This window comes from Fulvivirga maritima, from assembly GCF_021389955.1.
GTDB lineage: Bacteria > Bacteroidota > Bacteroidia > Cytophagales > Cyclobacteriaceae > Fulvivirga > Fulvivirga maritima.
Genome location: NZ_CP089980.1, coordinates 4978762 through 4995360, shown reverse-complemented (window position 1 = coordinate 4995360; position 16599 = coordinate 4978762). Strand labels below are relative to the sequence as shown.

The 16599-nt window shown below is 38.0% G+C and carries 12 protein-coding genes; 5 read left to right on the top strand and 7 right to left on the bottom strand.

Translation table 11 applies throughout. The features are described from left to right. Nucleotides 1-248: 248 nt before the first annotated feature. Both LVD15_RS21010 and LVD15_RS21005 read right to left on the bottom strand, forming a co-directional pair. The gene (locus tag LVD15_RS21010; protein ID WP_233777168.1) at nucleotides 249-821 is read right to left on the bottom strand and encodes a hypothetical protein; all 573 of its coding nucleotides are present in this window, start codon (nucleotides 819-821) and stop codon (nucleotides 249-251) included. Beyond that, nucleotides 814-1284 carry an RNA polymerase sigma factor gene (locus tag LVD15_RS21005; protein ID WP_233777167.1) on the bottom strand — a complete coding sequence of 157 codons (471 nt, stop codon included), beginning with the start codon at nucleotides 1282-1284 and terminating at the stop codon, nucleotides 814-816. Before LVD15_RS21005 ends, LVD15_RS21010 begins: the two co-directional genes overlap by 8 nt. A 959-nt stretch (nucleotides 1285-2243) precedes the next feature. Here LVD15_RS21005 and ltrA point away from each other — a divergent pair. Continuing rightward, nucleotides 2244-3503: a group II intron reverse transcriptase/maturase gene (gene ltrA / locus LVD15_RS21000; protein WP_233777166.1), complete on the top strand. Its 1260-nt coding sequence runs from the start codon at nucleotides 2244-2246 to the stop codon at nucleotides 3501-3503. Between the two features lie 118 nt (nucleotides 3504-3621). On the opposite strand, the gene LVD15_RS20995 is transcribed toward ltrA, so the two are convergent. From LVD15_RS20995 to LVD15_RS20985, 3 genes are all read right to left on the bottom strand, one after another. After that, a complete protein-coding gene (locus LVD15_RS20995) occupies nucleotides 3622-4158 on the bottom strand; it encodes a sugar O-acetyltransferase (protein ID WP_233777165.1) in 537 nt (178 codons plus the stop codon). A gap of 83 nt (nucleotides 4159-4241) precedes the next feature. After that, nucleotides 4242-4769 (bottom strand): phage lytic cycle repressor MrpR family protein, encoded by a 528-nt coding sequence (locus tag LVD15_RS20990; RefSeq protein ID WP_233777164.1) that lies wholly within the window; start codon nucleotides 4767-4769, stop codon nucleotides 4242-4244. Nucleotides 4770-5168: 399 nt separating this feature from the next. Beyond that, nucleotides 5169-6488 carry an IS110 family RNA-guided transposase gene (locus LVD15_RS20985; protein WP_233777163.1) on the bottom strand — a complete coding sequence of 440 codons (1320 nt, stop codon included), beginning with the start codon at nucleotides 6486-6488 and terminating at the stop codon, nucleotides 5169-5171. A gap of 691 nt (nucleotides 6489-7179) precedes the next feature. On the opposite strand from LVD15_RS20985, the gene LVD15_RS20980 reads away from it, so the two are divergent. The 4 genes from LVD15_RS20980 to LVD15_RS20965 all read left to right on the top strand — a co-directional run bounded on the left by LVD15_RS20980 (nucleotide 7180) and on the right by LVD15_RS20965 (nucleotide 10337). Then, nucleotides 7180-7533: a hypothetical protein gene (locus LVD15_RS20980; RefSeq protein ID WP_233777162.1), complete on the top strand. Its 354-nt coding sequence runs from the start codon at nucleotides 7180-7182 to the stop codon at nucleotides 7531-7533. Between the two features lie 228 nt (nucleotides 7534-7761). Continuing rightward, a complete protein-coding gene (locus LVD15_RS20975) occupies nucleotides 7762-8499 on the top strand; it encodes an SOS response-associated peptidase (RefSeq protein ID WP_233777161.1) in 738 nt (245 codons plus the stop codon). A 223-nt stretch (nucleotides 8500-8722) separates the two neighbouring features. Further along, a complete protein-coding gene (locus tag LVD15_RS20970) occupies nucleotides 8723-8875 on the top strand; it encodes a YgdI/YgdR family lipoprotein (RefSeq protein WP_233777160.1) in 153 nt (50 codons plus the stop codon). A gap of 79 nt (nucleotides 8876-8954) precedes the next feature. After that, complete coding sequence (locus LVD15_RS20965; protein WP_233777159.1) at nucleotides 8955-10337, top strand: tetratricopeptide repeat protein; 1383 nt, start codon at nucleotides 8955-8957, stop codon at nucleotides 10335-10337. Between the two features lie 649 nt (nucleotides 10338-10986). On the opposite strand, the gene LVD15_RS27020 is transcribed toward LVD15_RS20965, so the two are convergent. Together LVD15_RS27020 and LVD15_RS20950 are read right to left on the bottom strand one after the other, a co-directional pair. Continuing rightward, on the bottom strand, nucleotides 10987-13803 hold the full coding sequence (locus LVD15_RS27020) for a rhamnogalacturonan lyase family protein (RefSeq protein ID WP_305038972.1): 2817 nt from the start codon (nucleotides 13801-13803) through the stop codon (nucleotides 10987-10989). 324 nt (nucleotides 13804-14127) lie between these two features. After that, complete coding sequence (locus tag LVD15_RS20950; RefSeq protein WP_233777158.1) at nucleotides 14128-16575, bottom strand: BNR-4 repeat-containing protein; 2448 nt, start codon at nucleotides 16573-16575, stop codon at nucleotides 14128-14130. Between the last annotated feature and the right edge of the window lie 24 nt (nucleotides 16576-16599).

Sequence of the window (16599 nt, the reverse complement as noted above, 5' to 3'; positions counted from 1 at the left end):
CAAAAAACAAAATTTTAACTCATAGGAACTTATCAAGACCCTTTACATGCTTAAAGCCAGACTCTGATCCAAAGCCACAGCCCTTAATCTCAATAAGTAGGGCTTCAATATCATATCTCAATAATGACTAATCCCCATAGACTGTGCCACGGTTCGTTCAACACTGTCTTCATGCTTGGCTCGATGAGCCACACGAAGACTTAGTTATTGGCAAACGTTTTTAATTCATTGAAATTTGAATTGTAAGTTTATTTTGAATCTTCCATTGCTTCAATCACTTTTTTAATATTTTTCTTTGAGATTTTTTTTACAAGAGGTCTAAAAATAAAATAGATTACTCCTGTAAAAAGAGTAATGCCAATGTAGCTTAAAATCAATTGAGTTTGATTCTCTTTAAATTCTTCATAAAGAAAAAAACCATAACCAATTGTTAAAAAGAGAACTGAAATAATTAAATGCCAATTTGCTTTTGACTTTTCCTGAGAAGAACTTTTCATTAAATCTTTAAGATACTCTTTATTGGATTTTAATTCATCTTTTGAAATTTTTTTTAGCGTTTTAAGTTTTAGAATTATTCCCAATAAAAAACCTAATGAAATTAATATTTCACCAAATGTAGTTGTCCAAAGTAATGGCTTATGAAAAATAATAATGAAAAGAAAACTAATGCTACAAGCAATAAACAAACCTGTTAACCAAAACGCATTTCGCTTTTTCTTATTTTGATATTTTTTAAAAATGGTTTGTATTTGCTTTACGTCGGGTATTTCCGAAGTGTTTTCAGAATTCCAAAGTCGTTTTATATCTTCAAAATTATCCATTTTCTTTAAATTTATCAGTCAGTTTTGCTTTAATTCTATGAACTTTTACTCGAATATTAGAATGAGAAATACCAACAATTTCTGCAATTTTTTCCTGTGGAATATCTTCTAATGAAAGTGTGATAATTATCTTTTCGAGTTCCGGAAGTTCTGAAATGTATTTATGTAATCTTGAAAGTTTTTCTTCTTTCTCAAAATTTGGCTCTATATATTTTAAAGTTGAAGGAAGTTCTGAAGTGGGATTGGATTTTTCTTTTTGAATTTGACGCAAACACTTGTTTGTTGCTATTCTATAAATCCAAGTTCCAATAGAAGAACGCTTTTCAAATTTCTTGAGATTTTCCCAAACTGAAATAAATGTTTCTTGAGTAATATCTTTTGCCAAGTCATAATCGTTAAAATAACCAAGACAAATACGAAAGATTTTGTGCGAATAAATTTTATAAATTACGTCAAAATCCATAGGACTGATTTAATAAAACTTGTTCCAAACTTTTTTAAAAATTTTTCATTAGAATTTATTGCTGTTTCGTTTGCCTTCTTTCTTTGTTAATTAGGATTGAACCGATAATTTCTATTCCAATTCCTGTTCCCATTAACATACCTTTGAATAAATCTGTAATATACCAAGAACTTAGATGTTCAATAGAATTTGTAATTACAACTATTAGAAGTCCCATCGAAATTAACGGAAAACATTTTGATTTTCTTTTTGTACACATTTTTTAATTTTTTGTATTTATATCCTTTAGATACAATACCAAGTAAAATGTTACAGTTTAGTTTTATTTTTTTTTCAAATGTTTACCAACGGTTGGGGCAGGCAGCGTGGCGGCTTTGGCGCATTTTCCATCCGAGTTAGCATATTAGTTACTTGCTTCCCAAAATGTTTTAATTTCTATCTCAATCAGCCATGCTGCTTGCCTTGTGTGTGTGCCTTGAATGGTGAATATAACTCAAGAATTTGAGTGTTCCAAGGGGTGAAATTCCTTTACGCGCTGGGGTCGTGCCTGGAAGCGAAGCAAGTGGCAAGGTTGTTAACCGTGAGGTTAGAACTGAAGTAAGCCAGACTGCGGTGTCTGTACTGAAGAACATGAACCACATACAGAGGCTATGAGGCCGGATGAGGTAACACATGCTGCCGAAGTCCAACCCCTCGAAAGAGGCTAGTGCTGAAATAGTAGATGTGGCAGCGATAGACACAAGGATATTCACCTTACCGAGGGAGGTCTTCCACCATCGAGAATGAGGGAAGAAGTCAGCAGAGGTCATAGTAATTATTGGTAACGAGCCTTGAAAACAAGGAGGACTCACCAGATGACGAAGGACTAAACATTGAATCGTGTCCTAATTCGATTAGGAATACTGGTCTTTGAGTCAGTATAGCCTTTTCTTAAGCAGACAGAAGGAAAAAAAAAGTAAATGATAGCAGAAATTCTACAACCCAAAAATCTCTACAAAGCACAACGAAAGGTGGTGCTTAATAAAGGAGCTGCAGGTGTGGATGGCATGACTGTTAATGAGCTGAAAGAATACCTTGATGCTCATCAAACAGACATTCTCATGAGCACTCTACAGGGGAAATATGTACCTAATGCTATCAAAGGGGTAACAATACCCAAAGGAAATGGTAAAAACAGAATGCTGGGGATACCTACCGTAACAGACCGATGGCTGCAACAAGCCGTTAGCCAACAATTAGCCAAAAGGTTTGAACTACAGTTTGAACCCTACAGCTATGGATTTAGGCCGAAGAAAAACCTGCAACAAGCCGTACTACAAGCCAGAAAATACATCAACCATGGATATCAGGATATTGTAGATATCGACTTGAAAGGATTTTTCGATGAAGTAAGCCATCATAAACTCTTACAACTTATCTACCACAAAGTTAAATGCCCTACTACCCTATGGCTAATCCGCAAATGGCTACGTGCACCGATCCTTATTAAGGGAAAGTTGTATAAGCGCAGGAAAGGAATGCCACAAGGTAGCCCTTTAAGTCCTCTTCTGTCTAATATTATGTTGGATGTACTGGACAAATACCTGAAGAAAAGAGGACTCAAATACGTTCGATACGCCGATGACTTTAGTATTTATACCAAGTCAAAAACGGAAGCTCGAAAAGCAGGTAATTTAGTGTATATGTTCTTAAAATATAAGCTAGCATTACCTATAAACCGAGAAAAGAGTAGCATATGCAGGCCTCATAACTTCAAAATTTTAGGGTATGCCTTTGTGCCTACCTACAAAAAGGGAGAGAAAGGTAAGTACCAAATGGTAGTCAATAAGTCAGGGTGGGAAACCCTGAAACGTAAGCTCAAGGCTTGTTCCAAAAAGACCAAACCTTACAGCTTAGCTGAAAGATTAGTCAAAATAAAGCAAGTATTCACCGGATGGCTACAACACTACCGGTTGACTAGTATACAGGCCAAGGTGAAGGAGCTTGACGAATGGCTTCGCAACAGGCTGAGATACTGTATTTGGCACGACTGGAAAAAGCTGGAGCGGAAACGCAAAAACCTCATCCGATTAGGAGTGAAACAGGGACAAGCTTACGCTTGGAGTAGAACCAGAATGGGTGGATGGGCAGTAGCTCAAAGCCCCATACTGAGAACTACTATCACCATATCACGACTAAGAAAGAAAGGGTATCAAAGTATATGCTGGATTATTACCTAAAACTTCAACCAGAGATTCAATGAACCTCCCGGTACGAGAACCGTACGCCGGGTGGTGTGTGAGGCGCACCGTGAGCTTATGGCTCACGGCCGTCTACACGATTGGCTGTAGTTTTTTATTAATCAACTTCTATATCTTTCAGTTTTTTTGCTGGATTACCTGCAAAAATTGTATTTTCTGGAACGTCTTTTGTCACAACAGAACCTGAAGCAATAATTGAATTATCTCCAATTTCCACTCCACCAATTATTACAGAATGTCCACCAATCCACACATTGTTTCCAATTATTATAGGTTTTGCAAATCCAGTTTTGTGTCGGTCAACCGGGCTTATATTGTGTCCTGCCGTGTAAATTCCAACATTCGGTGCGATTAGGCAATTGTCGCCAATTTTTACTTCCGCCATATCCAAAATAGTACAATTAAATCCTGCGTAAAAATTCTTGCCAACGTGAATATTGTAACCTAAGTCGCAATGAAAATTGTGTTCGACTGAAATTCCGTTTCCTACAGTTCCGAAAAGCTCGGTCAATATTTCCGTTTTCAGCTGTTCGTTCTCATAGTTTGCCGAATTAAAATCTTGCAGAAGTTTTCCCGCACGAACGAAATCTTTTTTCAGGTTTTCGTCATTTCTTTTGTATTCAATTCTCTTCAATTTCTTTTATTTTCTAGATTTTAGTTCAAATTACAGCCAACATCCGTGTAAGGGAAACACATTCCCTTATTTTTATTATGGGTTCAATCTAAAGGATTTCTGATTAATTTCATAGAGGTGTTAGCTATATGTGTGTATACCTCTGTGGTCTTGGTTGAGTTATGCCCCAGGAGCAACTGTATTTGCCTTAAGTTTACGCCATCTTCTAATAAATGCGTGGCAAAGCTATGCCGTAACATATGAGGAACTACATTTTTCTGTATTTTCGCTCTCCTAGCCGCCTCTTTCACCACATTGACCACACTTTTTCCACTATATGGTCCGCCATTCTGCCCTTCTATTAAATAGTGCTGAGGCCTCCATTTCTTATAATACTGTCTTAGATCTTCTAAGACATTCTTTCCTAGAAGAGTATAACGGTCTTTTCCGCCTTTTGCGTTTTCTATTCTTATCTGCATCCGTTCACTGTCAATATCCGATATTTTTAAGTTTAAGAGTTCGCTCCTTCTTAGCCCAGCCGAGTAAAGTAAACTAATGATGCACTTGTGCTTCAGGTTGCTCATTGCTGCTATCATTCGTTTTACTTCATTTTGAGATAATACTTCTGGCAACTTTTCTTTTTTCCTGGGCCTTTAAAGTAAATTACTTTGGTGCTAGCACCGGGTCTTTGACAGGAAGGTTTCGAAAGAAATATTTACCGTCTACCCTTTGACGTGTTCAGCGTGACTCGGTAGTGGTTTTATCTTGCTGTACCGTCGTGAGGTGAAAGAGGTTTGGAAAACAGGCTATTCTCAAGTCCTTAGTGGCAATTCATTTATATGAAATGCACCTGTGGGCGGAAGACCTCACAGCAAGAAAGATTTTTTTGTTACTTTTTTGATCGATTGCAAAAAAGTAAAGAACACAAGCTATGGAATGTAGACAGTGGCTTCATAAAGCCTGCAGATATTTGAAAAGCCTATCCTAGATGAATACATAGATGTCTCCTTTCGTACCAATGACGTAATACACTAAATAGGTATTTGTTTAAGCTCATAACCTAATTCTTTAGCTGTTTTTACTAGCCATCTTTCCCTATGGAGCTGCATTTTTTCTTCATATGCTTTGATGCCCCGTTCTGTGTAATCAAGCCCTTTTACCATAAGCCGCCAGTAGAGTACGGCCAGTTTTCGGGCGGTAGCTTTAGTGGCTATGCCTGGACCTCTTTTGCTTTTCAATCTACGCCCAAAAGCTCCCAGTGCTATCTTTTTGCTTTCTATTAAACTTTGGGCTATTTGTCTGAATATTTGTCCTGCCTTTGGCCTGTACTTTCTGTTTCTGGTTTTATTTTTCTTGCCAGACTGGTGTTGACCTGGAGATAATCCTAGCCATGAAGTGAAATGTTTCTCACTGGGCCACTTACAAAGTTCCATGCCTATTTCAGAATACAATTGTAGCCAGGTATAATCGGTAATACCCGGCAAACACGTAGCATCTTTGCCTGAAAAGATTTTCAGCAGGTGTCCTCCTAAGTGGTCTATATCAGGTTTATTATGTCTAACAGGTTTTCGATCTTTGACAGAATCTATTTCATTTTTGCTTTCCATATCTGAATCGTAGTTATTGAACCGCTTCATGACTTCCTCCAGTTTTTGGTCACATGCCAGTATTTGTTGTTTATAAAATTTGTAACCACCGTATGCCTGTCCCAAAGCAAATAACCCTGACTCGGTATAATAGCCTGAAAGTGCCTTGATGACTTGAGAGGCTTTCTTTTCTCTAATACTGCTATGGCACAGGGATAAGAGCTTTTGGGCATCACGTTCCCCTGCCAGGATGGCTTCTATGATCGCCAGACCACTGGCGCCATGTATCTGACTGAGCACTTCTTTGAGCCGGATGTTCATCTCTATTAGTGCCTTTTGCATGTGGTTTACATGCATAGAGGCTGTTCTGAGATGATCTTCTCGCAACCGCTGGTAAGCACGAACTTCCTTCACTTGTGCATCGGGAACAAAACAGCGATTCAATAAACCATGACTATGGAGTTGCTGAATCCATTGACAGTCCTTTACATCAGTCTTTCGACCTGGTACTTGCCTTGTCTGCCGGCAATCTACTAACCAGACATCTAAACCTGCTGATTCTAGGATTTCATAAAGGATGATCCAGTAAACGCCGGTGGCTTCCATGGCCACTGTCTCGATCCCCTCTGATAATAAATAACACGATGCCTCTTTAAAACTTTCAGTGAAAGTCTCAAAAACACGAACATCCTTGTTTTCCACGGATACGAAAATGTGCTTGGCTCCTATATCTATGCCTGCAGCATTTGCTCTCATCTTTTTCATGACTAATTTTCTAAAAGTTAAACAAAGACCTGTAGGATGAAATATTGTACACGACAGACTACCAATCGGACATTCCTATAAAAACAAGGAAGTACCATACTTTGTGACTCCTTTCTATCCAACCATGCTCGACAACAGGCAAATTGCACTATACCAGGTTCGGCTATATTGTACAGGCCACTTCTATTCTTAACGTCATTTCTTTTGTGCGGTTGAAACAAATGTTAGGTCTCGACATGACCCCGGATTTTAGGGAGCAGAGTAGATTATGTCACATCTATTGGTGCATTTAAATCCAAGCCGACTCTATGAGTGGCATCGTCACCTTCCCTACCTGGTAATTACGAGGAAGATACGACGAAGTAATCTTGAAGCTATGGAAGGCGGACTACTCTGGTCTGCAAAGGCAACTTCGAGATTGCTTCACTACGCTTCGCTACATTCGCAATGACCAGTTGTATTGTAAGTACGTTATCTTGCTGGACCGTCGCGAGGTGAAATAGGATTGAAAAATAGGCCTTTATCTAGTCCTTAGTGGCAGTTCCTCTCTATGAAATGCTTCAGTGAGCGGAAGATCCTACCTGACGGTTTTATAAATTCATTTTTATGGAGCCCTTCTTCTATTTTCTGAATTTAACTAACCATTTTATTTACAATTGCTAATTTATTTAGTATTTGCTAATTTTGTTAAATGAAGTTAGAGGCGGGGTTTTATAAGATTAGAGAAGATGTATTTTGTGGTAAATGTCACTACCTCAAAGTTTTCTATCGGGGTAAGGTAAAGTATTTTCAACTAAATCATTACCCTCCTCAAAAATGTGATGATGGTAAAGTCCCTCTTGATGATATCAAATTTGGCAAAAAGCTTAGGAGACCACTGGCTATTAGTAAAATTAAAATCACTTTTGAATGGACAGATACGGATGGTGATGATTTTCAAGTATCCTTCAAAGACATTCAGTTATTCAGAACTTTGTTTGAAAATTTTCCTGAACTGGCTCATGCTGCTGGCGCGCATATTAAAAAAAAAGCATTAGCTCTATAACCAAATCAAAAAAGTCAATATCCGTTTCATTAATATTAAAAAAAGAATTTCTCACTCTTCTAATCACCATAACTTGTTAGTTAATAGCTATTTGCGTATTTTCAAATAGACAAAACAAAATAAGATTATTTTAGCTGCTCATAGGCTTATGCTTTATCATTAAAGTTAACGCTAGCAAGACAATTAATCCATCTGCCCAAATTTGCCAAATATAAATAGTCCTAAATTATGTGTTACGATATTAGCACACTCACCTTCAAGGCTAAGAAATATGCATCCTATTATGGTGTTTCCACTAACAGCATAGATGAAATAACACGCAAAGGCCCTCCTATTTATCATACATCCGGCTTTAGCCACCCTGACTTACCAGTGATTATTAATACTGAACCTCATCAGGTAAAGCTATTTCAATGGGGCTTGATCCCAAAATGGGTAAAAGATGCCTCTTCCGCTACCAAAATGAGTAATAATACGCTTAACGCCAGAGGAGAAACTATTTTTGAAAAGAACAGCTTTAGGAGCTCAGCTAAAAACAAACGTTGCCTAATAATAGCGGACGGATTTTATGAGCATCATCACTTTAATGGACATGCCTACCCTTTTTATATAAGCCTTAAAAACGGAGAACCTCTGTCATTTGCCGGGCTCTGGGAAGAGTGGCAAGGATTATATACCTGCTCCATTGTTACCACCGCTGCTAACCCTATAATGGCTAAAATTCACAATAACCCCAAGGCAATAGAAAACCAACGCATGCCTGCCATCCTACCCAAAGGACTAGAAAGAGCTTGGTTACAATCTGTGAATGATCCTCTCGACCAAAAGCATATAGAAGAACTAATACAACCCTTTGATGAAAGCCAAATGCAATGGCACACTGTACAAAAATTGCGAGGTAAGAATTATTTAGGCAATATTCCTGAGACAAGGGGTCAATTTATATACGAGGAATTAGTTTTTTAGTCCATACCAAGATACTTTCTATTGATTTATAGGAATTAGTACCAGCCCCCCTTTAATAATTGATATGCAAGATTTATTAAAGAAATGACATATTTATTGAATACATGTTAAATTAATAAGGCAGTTTACAGCACCTTCTCTCCTTCAGTATTTAAACATTTCTTTAAATAACAATATAATGATATATTGTACTAATGAACGTTAATCAAGTAACTTCTATACTATGAGAATTCTAAAAATAATTTCATTTGCGGCTTTATTAATCGGCTTTTTTTCATTGTCAGCCTGTAGTGACCCTTATGAAGAAATTCATAAAAAAGAATTACCTACTGAACCTGAAGGAGTCGGAAGTGAACCTCACGGAGAAAGAGATTAAATAAGAAATTTTAACATTATACCATATGATACACATGTTAGTTATTTAACATTTATTGACATCAACCAACCTATACCCAATGAAAATTTTACAAAAAACTCCTAAAGCAATCGCTTGCCTGCTTCTACTATGTAGCATTTTAATGGCATGTGCTGACCCTGAAAGTATCAATGCTTCATCAGAATTACCGAATGACATTCAGTCAATAGAAAATCTCTTGAAAAATGATGATTTAGAGCTTAAAAGTCGCATATCTGCTTATTATGAGTTATATAAGAGATACAAAAAAACTAATATACCAATAGCTGAAAGCCATATCGATAAGCTACTAACCATAGCTAAAGAAACTGGTAGTATTTATTTCCAAGCTCGTGGAGAATATGGCAAAGCATTTATTTTAAATGAAGGTGGGAAATATCAACAGGCTGTAAGTCATTATATAAAGGCGGCAGAATTATTCGCTAACTCAAATGAATACCTTTGGGAAGCTGATGCAATACATAACATAGCCGATATTTTCTTCCACATTGAGGGGTATGATCAAGCGCTATCTTATTTCCAAAAAGCGGCCTCTCTTTACGAACAAGTTAATGATTGGGACTATCTATCCAGGACTCAGTCTAACATAGCAGGGTGTTATTATAAGAAAGACAATTGGCAAGAAGCTGAAAATTACTATCAAAAGGCTATTGTAAGTCAAAACAAATCAAGTAAGAATCAGGATGAAAAAATAAGTGAGTTATATAAAAAGCTCGGTAATGTTGAATATCTAAAACAGAATTACGGAAAAGCCTTATCAAACTATGAGAAAGCATTATCGTTTAACGACATTTCTGACAATCAAAAGCACGCAGTATATATAAATATTGCCAACTCCTTAAATTTTAAGGGCGATTTCAAAAACTCTGAAAAATGGCTGGTTAAAGCTCATAAAATTGAAAAAAACACCCCATTAGAGATCGAACATAAAATTAAAACCCTCAATATTGAAAGTGAATTATACCAATTGCAAGGGCAGCACGGGAAGGCCTTAAACCTTCTTAATCAAGCTGTTTCTATAGCCAATAAAGATTCTTATAATGAAGTCTTTATCATCACATTAGATCTTATCTCCAAATCTCAGAGAGAGCTCGCAGTGAGTAGTCAAGTTGATGTTAATGACATTTTCAGAATTGAAGACCTGAAAAAACAACAAGAGCAACTTAAAACTGAAGTGATAGAGCAGCTTGATTACAAAAAGCTACAGGTTCTGCTAGATACTGAAATTCAAAATCATTACCGTGATGTAAAACAGTCAAGAATTAACAGTCAGCATGATATTTTCCTTAAGGTTTCAGGCCTAATTGTAACTGCTGTTCTGCTTGTTTTTTCCTTTCTGCTTATTTTCATCTATCAGAGAAAGAAGAAGTATAAACAAGATCACGATGTGGTGCAAAAGATCAAAAATGTGCTTTCACAGTAAAGTATCACTAAATCTACATTTACCTGGAACATGGTGTAAAGTTTGGAATAACTAATATAACTTCACCAATTGTTCCCTCATCATGAAAATTATTATTGAGCTCTTAACTTATAAGCAATTACCGTTTTATTTAATGTAGGCACTAATAGCAGATTTTGATCAGCTATATATTCAATATCTGCGGTTATGATTTTATCTCTTCCCAAATCAAGGATTAGTTCTTTTTGCCCTTGCGCATCAATATGAAATATTTGCCCTTGACAGCTTCCTGATACAAAAGAACCATTACTGCCATCGGTAACAATACCATCCAGGTTATCAATACCCGCAAAAAATCTCTGAATATACCCTTGTCATCTTATTCACTGCATAGGCGGTTTTATCATTCATATTTAATGTAATGACCTGATTCTTCACACAAAGGAAACCATTCAAGCCGGAGAGAAAAGCATCATTAAACCATAAGCCAATTACTCCATCCGATAATTACAAACCGGCTCTGGCTTATAAAATTTATGTAGAAGAAAATAAAGAATATTGAATGTAAAGGTACACAGCAACTAATTGAAAATAGTGTTGGTTTTCAAACCTAAATAAATTAACATAAAACTGCCCTTCTTACTCGAAGAACAGTTTTATGCCAATTAAATCATTTAATAAATTTCTTAGAAACTGTTCCATTTTCAGTTGTGAACGAAACAATATAGATGCCACTTGGATAATCGCTGACATCAATAGTAAAATAATTATCTATTACTTCCTGCTCTATTTTGATTTGTCCATTAGCATCAAAGATTTCAAGCTTATCTCCTTGCTTGATCGATCCTTGCCAGCTAATATTTAGCACATTATCAGAAGGGTTAGGATATAACAATAACTCATGAGTTTCAAATGATTCTTTATTAACTATTTTAGAGTCAGGATTATTATAATTGGCAATTAATTCACTACTCAAATCATTGCTGCAGTTCACTGCAGAAGCAGCTCCGGTTATTTCCATAAAGTCAATATTAGCTAAACCACTGGCTTGTGTAGCCTCCAGCCTAATATCACTTATTCCTGCTGGTAAACTAACATTTACTGTTACAGTATTCCAACTGGTCCATTCTGCAGTCTGAGGAAATGACACAGAAGAAGCTATTACAGAACCATTTACAAGAAGCCTCGCTGATCTATCAGTGCCACCTCCATTAGCATATCTCCAAGTGAAGTTATAATTTTCCAGGCTATTAAAACTTACACTCCAATTGATCCCCGAGCCGATCGTATTGTCTGTGTTTGCGAAACCACTACCAGTATAACCACTGTTATTACTTTCTATAGCTCCATCTACTGAACAGAAGCCTTGCGTATTTTCCTGAATAGTAGTAACCTCGGGAGCCTCAAAGGCGCCATAATCTATGTACCCACCACAATGTAACCATTCGCTGTAAGAACCTCCACACGACTCATCTTGCCATACTCCTGTATTGGTTACCTGGTCTTCAGATTGTACGGTGACACCATCTACTACAATATAATCTATCTGAACATCACGCCCAGAAGCATCATTCACAAAGTGCACGGTAATATTTCCTGAACCATCGGCCGAATAGTTTTGATAACTACTTGATAGTTGATAGCTAGCCACAGTGTTACCATCTACCCTTACTTCTATTATTTCACTACCATCAATCCCTCTGGCTCGCACACTAATATTACCTTCATTAGGAGGATTACTACCCCCTCCCACTAATTCAATATTAGGCTGCGGAGGAGTAGACATCCCGCTTCCTAAATAGTAGCTAGTCCATGGTGGTTGATTATAGCCAGCATTTTGCCATGCAATAGCTACACGATACTGAGGATTATGCATTAAAGTATAAAGACGCTCATTAGTAGTGGCGGTAGTTGTATAAATTCTTAAACTTTGATTATCGCTGGTTCTCCAGATCACCTCTTCCCTCCAATCGCCAAAAAGATCAGCCGAAAGATTAGGCGTGGATTTGGAACCATTGTTAGAGTAGACACCTCCTGGAGAAAGTAGATTTCCTGAGTTATATTTGGAAATAGTAGTTCCATTCAGTAATTCCCTACTTAAATCACCATCCCACCAAATGGCAAAGTTAATAGAAGGTATATTGTTACTCACCAAAACACCAGTACTGCTATATACACCAAGACCACTAGATGCCCAGCTTTCTGCACCTGGATACTCGGGCATAATATCGGCACTTAATCCTCTGCCAATGTCTCCATCTTTATATTTAGCCCATATAATTTCCCCAGTAGCTGCATCTCTCATTACCACCGCAGGGCGTCCGTTAGAGGGGTTGGCGCTGGCCCACTCTATGGGCGTAAAAACCTCTTGGCCTGGCCTACTTGGAATAAGATCAGAAACGTGCATAGCGTCGCCATGGCCCCATGAGCTTGTATATAAACCGGTACCGTCATCATCTACTACCATAGCTCCAAAAACTATTTCGTCTCTTCCATCTTCATCTACATCTGAAATACTCAACTGATGATTTCCTTTGCCAGCATAGCTTCCCCAACCATTACTAGTATCAAACACCCATCGGGAAGTGAGCTGGCCATTTCTAAAATCCCAGGCAGCAACCACACTACGGGTGTAATAGCCTCTGGCCATAATGATAGAGGGGTTTCGCCCATCTAAATAAGCAACGCCACCCAGAAACCGATCTACACGGTTGCCATAGCAATCTCCCCAACTACAAACACTACCTCGCGCAGGCAGGTAACTAACTGTATGCATAGCCGCTCCGGTTTGCCCATTAAAAATAGTGAGAAACTCAGGCCCCTCTAACACATAACCACTTGAATTTCTATAATCTGCTGAAGCATTTCCTATTACGGTGCCTTGTCCATCACGTGTTCCATCAGCAGTTTTACAAACTACCTCTGCCTTTCCATCGGAATCAAAATCATAAACCATAAACTGAGTATAATGTGCTCCTGCTCTAATATTCCAACCAAGGTCGATTCGCCAAAGTTGCGTACCATCGAGTTTATAAGCATCAAGAAAAACTTTCCCGGTATAACCAGACTGAGAGTTATCTTTAGAATTAGAAGGATCCCATTTTACAATAATCTCATACTCGCCATCGCCATCTAAATCTCCTACGCTACAGTCATTAGGAGAATATGAATAGCTGCCAGAAGGGGTTGATCCTCCACTTGGTCTTTGCAGGTTTAATGTCATATAATTCTGTCCCCAAACGGATACTGATTCGGATGCCTCCTGCTCTACCCCATTTATGACAGGCCTTACAGAGTAGCTGCCATTGGTTGATGTATTATCTACATAATTAGTAGAATTAGTGATGAGTGTGGGGTTAACCTTAGTACTACCTCGATAAAGGTTAAATCCTACATTGGATGGATCAGTCCCGAACATTCGCCAACTAACAAAAACCTGACTACCGCTGGTTCTTACTGCTACCACCCCACGATTTAGGTCTTCCATTAAATATTGTGCTTTTACGGTACTCACAAGGCTTGCGATGATCATTAAACAGGTAAAACACTTCAAAAAGCTTGATTTACTTAATGATTGAACCAGCCCTTTAAAACTTTTTCTAAAGGTAAAATCAGTAGGGTTTTTCAATTCCTTATCTTGGGCCCACCAAGAGGAAAAATTTCGAATAGGTTTAATAAAATTCATAAGAGATTAAATTTAATAGGTTGAACTCAGAAATATTTAACTATATAAAAGGACACATTTTGCCCTAATTTCATGTTTTAAGCCCATTGCTCACTCTCATGTAACGATGGGCTTACAACTACTTTTTTATTTTTTAATGAGCTTCCATCGACATATTTCCGAAGCAGATGAAACCTCAATTATATAAGTGCCCGGCTTTAGGTTATCCATATTAATCTGATTATCATTAGATGTTATTAACCTAGTAATGACTACCTGACCAGCAAGATTTGAAATTTCAACCTCAGCTTGAGCTTTATTTTTTAACACAATATTTAATATTCCATCAACCGGATTAGGGTAAAGTATAACCCTATTAGTATCTACATCATTATGTTCCAACTCTTTGTCTGCTATCCTTGCACTAGGATTATTAGTGTTAATATTAATCATTTGCCACTGTGCATTCTGACTTGTAGAATTTGCCCATTGTCCTACCACGTCTCCATTGGCGGTGTAGCCCAGACCATCCAAGAATAAGCCCGTTCCCCGATTCTGTAGCCGATAGTAATTGCCATTATATTGTTGCAGTGACCACTGGGCATTCACATGAGTAGTGTTGGCATACTGTCCACATTCGTCTCCGTTATTGGTACGCCCCATACCATCTAAAAACAAACCTGTTCCACGGTTTCTAAGTTGATAATATCCGTCTCCAGCATCTAATAGCTCCCATTGAGCGTTCACATGAGAGGTGTTGGCATATTGTTCGCAAGCCTCTCCATTAGTTGTAAGACCCATGCCATCAAGAAACAACCCTGTAGCACGATTTTTAAACTGAACATATCCGTATGCGTTATCGATAGGTGAAATCTGAATCAAGTTAACTACCCAATAAGCATCAGAACCACCGTCATCAGTAAAATCAAAATCAATCGTATTACCTGTAACATTAATCTCAAACTCAGTAGTAACAAATTCACCAGCGGTTGTGGACAGATTGGAGACCACTGTTTTACCATTAGCAGTAACCGACATATTATCATGCTCATAATTATTGTCTCCCTGAATTATGGAGATCTGATAGTTACCATTGTCAATGTTGACCCTGAACCGGCCAGTGGCACCAAAAACAAAATCGGTCTCTATTGAGTTAGATATGCCCCTATCTCTTGAATTTAGCCCTACACCAGAAACCCAGCCAAAAGATGCGCCCATAGTAGTAGCTTCGGTAACTCTTATCGCTCCGGGTGCTACGGGTGACTCTGATGTTCCAAAATCTAAATTATAGCTGTTTCTATACACTGGCTCCACCTCTGATTTTCTGCACATAATCGCTGTGTGATAATCTGTATAGTACTCATAAGTACCCCGCATCCAAAGCAAATCAACATCACCAGATTTGCGGTTTACAGGAACATAAGGTCTAACATTTAAAATCCCGTTTGGCGTGTTTGATGTCACCTGAGAGGAAGACCATGAGACACCACCGTTAGCAGTTGAATATTGAAAAATTTCAAAACTTCCGTTTACAGGCTTCGAAAGATAAACTACATTTGAGTTGCTGTGATCTATACAAATACCTCCTGAGTAATTCGGTTCTGGTTCGGTTGATCCTCCTGGAGTTTGTGGGAACCAAGAGCCTCCCGTTGAAACATAATAATTTGACCAAGACGAACCGTTCCAGCGAGCATAGTAATATTGATGATTATTATCAGTAGGGAAAGCTGCATAAGTCAATACTGGTCTATTATTGCTATCAACAGCAATATCCCATATCCACCCCTTGCCATTGCTGGCATCGTAGACCACCTCTGCCTCTACGGAGTCAATATTGATTGGGTTTGTAAAATTTGAATAACTCTTTATTAGCGAACCGTCGGCACGATAGAAATTGCCATTTTTAAAATAGACATAATAAATTTTGTTGTTACCTTCCTGCCTGGGATGTCCATGAGTAAATGCTACATGAATGCCACCTGAATCATCCTGAACATACTTAGTATATGGTCTTTGGCCTCCTCCTTCAATAAATCGACGTTGTGTACTCCATGTCTGCCCGCCGTCATGAGATACACTCACATACGGATGCCAATCCGAACCTCCGCGAAAGAAAACATAAATAGACTCACCAATCTGGAATGGGCAAGGGTAAGTAACGTTTGATCCAAAAGTAATCGGGCTGCTAAATGAACTAACATCTTCAGAATTATCGGATGTAACGCAGTAAATTCTTGCCCCAAAATGTGCAGCATAAAACACCATAATACGCCCATCATTTCTAACAAAAACTGATGGATTTGCGTGATCATCTTGCTGAAATTGAGGCGCCAAAACCTTGTCAGTAACGTTGCCATTGCCGTGGTTGTAACTGGATACGACAATAGATCCGTCGCTGGTAATCCAGCCTATATAGGTTTTATCAGAATTTCCCTGATAATGAACAGCTCGAGGATCACCAAACCAACACCAGGCTCCATTGGTAGAATAAGTACTGGGAATCTGCCCTGATGCTATCTGTGGCTTAAAACTTAAAGCAGATGCTATCATGAAAAATATCATGAAAGACTGCCTTAGGATATTCTGTTGTTGCATAAAAAAATTAGGTTGATTGGTTAA

What these genes read in the sequence shown, in the direction of transcription:
- LVD15_RS20970 (WP_233777160.1), top strand. Translation starts at nt 8,723, where the DNA reads ATGAGAATTCTAAAAATAATTTCATTTGCGGCTTTATTAATCGGCTTT.
- LVD15_RS20965 (WP_233777159.1), top strand. Translation starts at nt 8,955, where the DNA reads ATGAAAATTTTACAAAAAACTCCTAAAGCAATCGCTTGCCTGCTTCTA.
- ltrA (WP_233777166.1), top strand. Translation starts at nt 2,244, where the DNA reads ATGATAGCAGAAATTCTACAACCCAAAAATCTCTACAAAGCACAACGA.
- LVD15_RS21005 (WP_233777167.1), bottom strand. Translation starts at nt 1,284, where the DNA reads ATGGATTTTGACGTAATTTATAAAATTTATTCGCACAAAATCTTTCGT.
- LVD15_RS20980 (WP_233777162.1), top strand. Translation starts at nt 7,180, where the DNA reads ATGAAGTTAGAGGCGGGGTTTTATAAGATTAGAGAAGATGTATTTTGT.
- LVD15_RS20950 (WP_233777158.1), bottom strand. Translation starts at nt 16,575, where the DNA reads ATGCAACAACAGAATATCCTAAGGCAGTCTTTCATGATATTTTTCATG.
- LVD15_RS20975 (WP_233777161.1), top strand. Translation starts at nt 7,762, where the DNA reads ATGTGTTACGATATTAGCACACTCACCTTCAAGGCTAAGAAATATGCA.
- LVD15_RS27020 (WP_305038972.1), bottom strand. Translation starts at nt 13,803, where the DNA reads ATGGAAGACCTAAATCGTGGGGTGGTAGCAGTAAGAACCAGCGGTAGT.
- LVD15_RS21010 (WP_233777168.1), bottom strand. Translation starts at nt 821, where the DNA reads ATGGATAATTTTGAAGATATAAAACGACTTTGGAATTCTGAAAACACT.
- LVD15_RS20985 (WP_233777163.1), bottom strand. Translation starts at nt 6,488, where the DNA reads ATGAAAAAGATGAGAGCAAATGCTGCAGGCATAGATATAGGAGCCAAG.